Annotated in this window: 5 protein-coding genes; 3 read left to right on the forward strand and 2 right to left on the reverse strand. The window is 69.0% G+C overall.

All coding sequences use genetic code 11. The features are described 5' to 3' along the window. Positions 1-616 precede the first annotated feature (616 nt). Positions 617-2,356 (forward strand): extracellular solute-binding protein, encoded by a 1,740-nt coding sequence (locus tag AC32QD_RS09325; protein ID WP_492010218.1) that lies wholly within the window; start codon positions 617-619, stop codon positions 2,354-2,356. A gap of 155 nt (positions 2,357-2,511) precedes the next feature. On the opposite strand, the gene AC32QD_RS09330 is transcribed toward AC32QD_RS09325, so the two are convergent. Beyond that, positions 2,512-2,976, reverse strand: a complete 465-nt coding sequence (locus AC32QD_RS09330) for an iron-sulfur cluster assembly scaffold protein (protein ID WP_492010219.1) — start codon at positions 2,974-2,976, stop codon at positions 2,512-2,514. An 87-nt stretch (positions 2,977-3,063) separates the two neighbouring features. Between AC32QD_RS09330 and hisI the strand changes: the two genes are divergently transcribed. Beyond that, positions 3,064-3,438, forward strand: coding sequence for a phosphoribosyl-AMP cyclohydrolase (gene hisI / locus AC32QD_RS09335; protein WP_492010220.1), 375 nt, complete (start codon positions 3,064-3,066; stop codon positions 3,436-3,438). Next, the gene (locus tag AC32QD_RS09340; protein WP_492010221.1) at positions 3,435-4,523 is read left to right on the forward strand and encodes an AbrB family transcriptional regulator; all 1,089 of its coding nucleotides are present in this window, start codon (positions 3,435-3,437) and stop codon (positions 4,521-4,523) included. The genes hisI and AC32QD_RS09340 overlap by 4 nt, the downstream gene beginning before the upstream one ends. Positions 4,524-4,619: 96 nt before the next feature. On the opposite strand, the gene tyrS is transcribed toward AC32QD_RS09340, so the two are convergent. Then, on the reverse strand, positions 4,620-5,909 hold the full coding sequence (gene tyrS, locus AC32QD_RS09345; RefSeq protein ID WP_492010222.1) for a tyrosine--tRNA ligase: 1,290 nt from the start codon (positions 5,907-5,909) through the stop codon (positions 4,620-4,622). Positions 5,910-5,960: the final 51 nt, after the last annotated feature.

Raw genomic sequence — 5,960 nt, forward strand, 5'->3', positions numbered from 1 at the left:
GTGGCGAGGTGGCTCGACATCGTGTTCTGGATGACGCCCAGGCGCACGGCGATCTCGCCCGCGAGAAGCCCGCCCGGCTCGGCCTGCACCAGCAGGCGGAAGGCAGCAAGCCGGGTCGCGTTGGCCAGCGCGTCGAGGGAGTCGAGGGCGCGTTCACTATCCATAAATCGACAAATCCCGATATTTCGATAAATGTCAAGTGAAGGCCCGTCGCCGGTCGCACGAGCGCCCCCACCCGCACCGGCACGCGGCGGCCGATCTCCTGTCAATCCGAGCGGCCGCGCCGGTCGTCTGTGTCGCGGCGTCGCCCCCTTTCAATCGGGGGCGAACTGCGCGACTCTGGCGTGCTCAGGACAGGCAGGTCCGCGGCGACGGCAAGGGACGATCCGGCGGGATGACGCACTTCCGCAGATGGGCAGGCAAAAAAAAGGCGCTCCCCGAAGGGAGCGCTGAAGGTGTTGAGGCAGGTTTCATACAGGCAAGAAACCTATCGAGCAGTGTGGGTATCATACGCAAATGCGCAGAGTGCAGCAAGAGGCTTTTAAGTCTCGGATTCAAGACTCTGATAACGACGGGTAATCGCGCCTGCGTTTCGTCTTGGATTGCAATCTTCATATTGGCCGCCGCCGCGGCGCCGGCCGCAGCGGCGCCCGCCTTCGGCATCGCCATGCACGGGGCGCCGGCGCTCAAGCCCGGCTTCACGCACCTGCCCTATGCGAACCCGGACGCGCCCAAGGGCGGGCGCGTCGTCTATGGCGAGGTCGGCAGCTTCGACAGCCTGAACCCCTATATCCTCAGGGGCCGCGCGCCCTGGGGGGTGAAGGCCTACACGGTCGAATCGCTGATGGCGCGCAGCTGGGACGAGCCGTTCACGCTCTACGGCCTGCTCGCCGAGTCGGTCGAGACGCCGCCCGACCGCTCCTGGGTCGAGTTCACGCTGAGGCCCCAGGCGCACTTCTCCGACGGCTCGCCGGTGCGCGTGCAGGATGTCATCTGGTCGCTGGAAACCCTTGGAACGAAAGGGCATCCAGCCTACCGCAACTCCTGGAACGCGGTCGAGTCGATCAAGCAGACCGGCCCGCGCAGCCTGCGCATCAGCTTCTCCACGCCGAACCGCGAGCTGCCGCTCATCATGGGGCTGCGCCCGATCCTGAAGAAAGCGCAGTGGCAGGGCCGCGACTTCACCAAGCCGGGGCTCGAGCCGGTGATCGGCTCGGGTCCCTACGTGGTCGACAAGTTCGAGCCCGGCCGCTTCATCACCTTCAAGCGCAACCCGCACTACTGGGGGCGCGACCTCGCGGTCAACCGCGGGCTCTACAACTTCGACAAGATCACCTACGAATATTTTCGCAATTCCGAGGCGTTGTGGTCCGCAGTTAAAGCGGGTGACGTGTCCGTCTTCTACGATTCTGACCCGGTGCGCTGGGCCGAGGGCTATGACTTTCCCGCCGCCCGCGACGGTCGGCTGAAGCGCGGCGAGATCAGCCACGGCCGGCCCACCGGCATGGACGGGTTCGTCTTCAACACCCGCCGCGCCATCTTCGCCGACCGCCGGGTGCGCCGCGCCCTGGCCCTGAGCTTCGACTGGAAGTGGATCAACCAGCGCCTCTACCGCGGCCAGTACAAGCGCATCGAGAGCTATTACGACAACTCACCGCTCGGCTTCTCCGGACCGGCCAAGGGGCGCGAGCGCGCGCTGCTCGCCCCGTTCGCCGATTCGCTGCCCCCGGGCACGCTGGCGCATGGCTGGCGCCCGCCCGAATCGGACGGCTCGGGCCGCGACCGGGACAACCTGCGCAAGGCGGCGCACCTGCTCGCCCAGGCCGGCTGGCAGGTCGATGGCAGCGTCCGCCGCAATGCCCGCGGCGAGCCGTTCCGATTCGAGATCCTGGTCAATTCCACCGACGACGAGACGCTCGCCTCGCTGTGGAGCGAATCGCTCAAGCGGCTGGGCATCGAGGCCAGCGTGCGCCGGGTCGACGACGCCCAGTTCGAGGAGCGCCGGCGCACCTATGACTACGACATGACGGTCAACCGCTGGTACCTCTCGCTCAGCCCCGGCACCGAGCAGCGCCTCTATTTCGGCAGCGCCGGGCGCACCGAGCCCGGCACGCGCAACTACATGGGCGTGGCCGACCCGGCGGTGGACGCGATGATCGACGCGCTGCTCGCGGCGAAGAGCGAGGAGGACTTCACGGCGGCCGTGCGCGCGCTCGACCGGGTGTTGAGCTCGGGCGTCTACGTGATCCCCTTCGGCTACCTGCCGACCGACCGCGTCGCCTGGCAGGCAGGCTTCGCCAAGCCCGACCGCGATCCGCTCTACGGCTATCGGCCCGAGGTGTGGTGGAAGCGGTAAGGCGGGGGCACGGCGCCTGGCAGCGGGCTGGCCGGGCGCCCCGAACACCGCGCCCGCCGCGGCGTGCCCGATCACTCACGTGATCTGCCTTGTAGGACAAGGACTTGGCTGTGTGTCCACGTGTGGACACCGGCACCGCCGGGGGCCGAGAGGCGCTAGGACTGCGCGGCCGCGGCCTTCTCCGCCGCCTCGTCCATGGCCGCCAGCGTCGCCTCCCAGGCCAGCAGGATCGAGGCGTGGCGGTTCTTGTAGTCGCGCGCGGGCTTGAGCACCTCGAGCCCGTCGAAGGGCGCTTCGGGCGCGGGCCCGCCCTCCTTGATCATGGCGCGCAGCTGGTCGCGGCCCCTGGCGATCTCGTCGCGCGTGCGCCCGATCACCTGGCTGCCCAGCACCGAGGCCGAGGACTGGCCCAGCGCGCAGGCCTTCACGTCCTGGGCGAAGTCGGCGATCTTTCCGTCCTCGATGCGCAGGTCCACCGTGACGGTCGAACCGCACAGCGGCGAGCGCTTCATCGCCGAGCCGTCCGGGTGCTCCAGCCGTCCGACATGCGGAATCGACGCCGCCAGCGACAGGATGCGCTGCGAGTAGAGCTTCATCAGGTCTTGATCGGCAGCCGTCATGGTCCCTTCCGTGCCCGCAATCTAACCGCTAGATAGCCCTTGACGTGCCACGCGAAAAGCCCCGCAGGCCCGAGAGGGACGCCCCGCATGCCCGAGATACCGTTCGACCCGGCCACGCTCGCCTATGACGACCGCGGCCTGATCCCCGCCATCGCGCAGGACGCGAAGTCGGGCGAGGTGCTGATGATGGCCTGGATGACCGCCGCCGCCGTGGCCGAGACGCTGAGGACGGGCCATGTTACCTACTGGTCGCGCTCGCGGGCCGAGCTGTGGCGCAAGGGCGAGACCTCGGGCCATGTCCAGCGCCTGGTCGAGCTGCGCGTCGACTGCGACCGCGACTGCCTGCTGGCGTTGGTCGAGCAGACCGGCCCCGCCTGCCACACCAACCGCCGCTCGTGCTTCTACACCGCCGTGCGCGCCGGCGCGGAGGTCGAGATCCTGGCGCCGGAGCCCGGCGCGTGAGTCGCGGGCGTGCCGCAGACAGCTGGTCGGACCGGCTCAGCCCCGAGCGGCTGAAGCGCATCGCCCTGGGCCTCGCCGTGGGCGCCGCCGGGGGCGCCGTCGCGCATGCGCTCCACGTGCCGCTCGCCTGGATGCTGGGGGCGCTGTTTGCCACCATGGTCGCGCGCATGTCGGGGGCGCCGGTCGACGTGCCCATGTGGGTGCGCGCCAGCTTCCTGGTGCTGATCGGCCTGTTCCTCGGCGAGAGCTTCGAGGGGGTGCAGGCCTCCGAGTTGCTGAAATACCCGCTGACCATCGCCGCGGCGATGCTCTACGTGCCGGTGGCCGCGGTCTGCGCCTATGCCTTCTACCGCCACGTGGCGGGCGAGGCGCGCATGACGGCGGCGTGCTCCTCGATCCCGGGCGGGCTGATCTCGGTGACGCTGATGTCGGGCTCGCTGGGCGCCGACGAGCGCAACGTGGCGCTGGCGCAGTCCTTCCGTATCGCCATCGTGGTGTGCATGGTCCCTGGCATCGCCTTCGGGCTGCTGGGCTATCCGACGCCCGCGCGCGCCGGCTTTGCCGCGCACGCCCTGATCGGGCTGCCCGATTTCGCGATCATGCTCGCGGCGGGGCTGGCGACCATGTGGGTGATGATTCGGCTCGGCATCCCGATCCCCTTCATGATCGGCCCGCTGGTGGCCAGCGGGGTGCTGCGCATGGCCGGGGTGATCGAGGGCGTGCTGCCGCACTGGCTGGTCGAGGTGGCGCTGGTGGTCACCGGCTCGGCCATCGGCTCGCGCTTCCACGGCATCACGGTGCGAACGCTGCTGCGCTTCGGGCTCGTCAGCCTGGGCGGCACGGGGATCCTGCTGTCCGTGTCGGCGCTGTTCGCGCTCGCGGTCTCGTCGGCAACGGACCAGTCGTTCCTGTCGGCGCTCCTGGCCTATGCGCCGGGAGGGGTGGCCGAGATGAGCCTGATCGCCATCGCCATCAATGCCGATCCCGGCTTCGTCGCCATCCACCACGTCGCCCGGATCGTCTTCGTCATGCTCTCGGTGCCGACCATGGCGATGGTCGTCGGGCGGCTGCGGCCGGGGGCGTGACGTACGCCGTGGGTCCTGGCCCCCGAGCCGGGACCTCCCTGGCGCGGTTCCGGCATGCGGCCCCGGATCAGGTCCGGGGCCGGGCCTTTGCCGAACTCACACCACCCGCGCCAGCGCGTGCCGCTTCTTGCCGGCCGACAGCTTGACCGGGCTCGCCAGCGCCGCGCGGTCGAGCACGAGGCCGGCATCGCGCACCGGCTCGTCGTTCAGCCGCGCGCCGCCCTCGGCGATCAGCCGCTTCGCCTCCTTGCCCGAGGTGGCGAGACCCGAGCGCACCAGCAGCTGCACCAGCGAGATTCCGTTCGCCACTTCGTCCGCGCTCAATTCTAGGGTTGGCAAGTTCGTTACGTAGCCCTTTCCTGAAGCCTGGACCGATGGCAGGATGACGCTTCCGCGGCCTTCGAAGACTTCCCGCGCCGTCGCTTCTGCCGCCGCGGCCGCCTCGCGGCCATGCGCCATGGCGGTGGCCTCGGTCGCCAGCAACTTCTTCGCCTCGTTCAGTTCCTGGCCCTCGAGCGCTTCCAGCCGGGCGATCTCGTCGAGCGGCAGCGTGGTGAACAGGCGCAGGAACCGGCCGACATCGGCATCCGCGGTGTTGCGCCAGAACTGCCAGTAATCGTAGGCGCTCAGCATCTCGGCGTTCAGCCACACCGCTCCCTGCGCCGTCTTGCCCATCTTGGCGCCGCCCGCCGTGGTGATCAGCGGCGAGGTCAGGCCGAACACCTCCGCCCCCTCCACCCGGCGCGTCAAGTCGATGCCGTTGACGATGTTGCCCCACTGGTCCGAGCCGCCCATCTGCAGCCGGCAGCCGGTGCGCCGATGGAGCTCGAGGAAGTCGTAGGCCTGCAGCAGCATGTAGCTGAACTCGAGGAAGCTCAGCGTCTGCTCGCGGTCGAGCCTGAGCCTGACCGAGTCGAAGGTCAGCATGCGGTTGATCGAGAAATAGCGCCCATAGTCGCGCAGGAAGGGGATGAAGTCGAGCCCGTCCAGCCACTCGGCATTGTCGATCATCACGGCATTGCCGCCCGCCTCGCCGAAGCTGACGAAGCGGGCGAAAACGGCGCGGATGCCGGCCATGTTGGCGGCGATCTGGTCTGCCGTCAGCAGCTGGCGCGCCTCGTCCTTGCCCGATGGGTCGCCGACCTTCGAGGTCCCGCCCCCCATCAGCACGATCGGCTTGTGCCCGGTCTGCTGCAGCCAGTGCAGCATCATGATGCTGACCAGGCTGCCCACATGCAGCGACGGCGCGGTGCAGTCATAGCCGACATAGGCCGGCACCTCGTCCGCCATGAGCACCGTGTCGAGCCGCTCGAGATCGGTGCAGTCCTGCATGTAGCCGCGCTCGAGCATCACGCGCAGGAACTCGGCTTTCGGCTGGTAGGTCATGGCCTGCTCTCGTATGGTCCGGCGCGGGTTCTATAGCCGATATGGCGGCGA

It is taken from the genome of Thermohalobaculum sp., assembly GCF_058622915.1.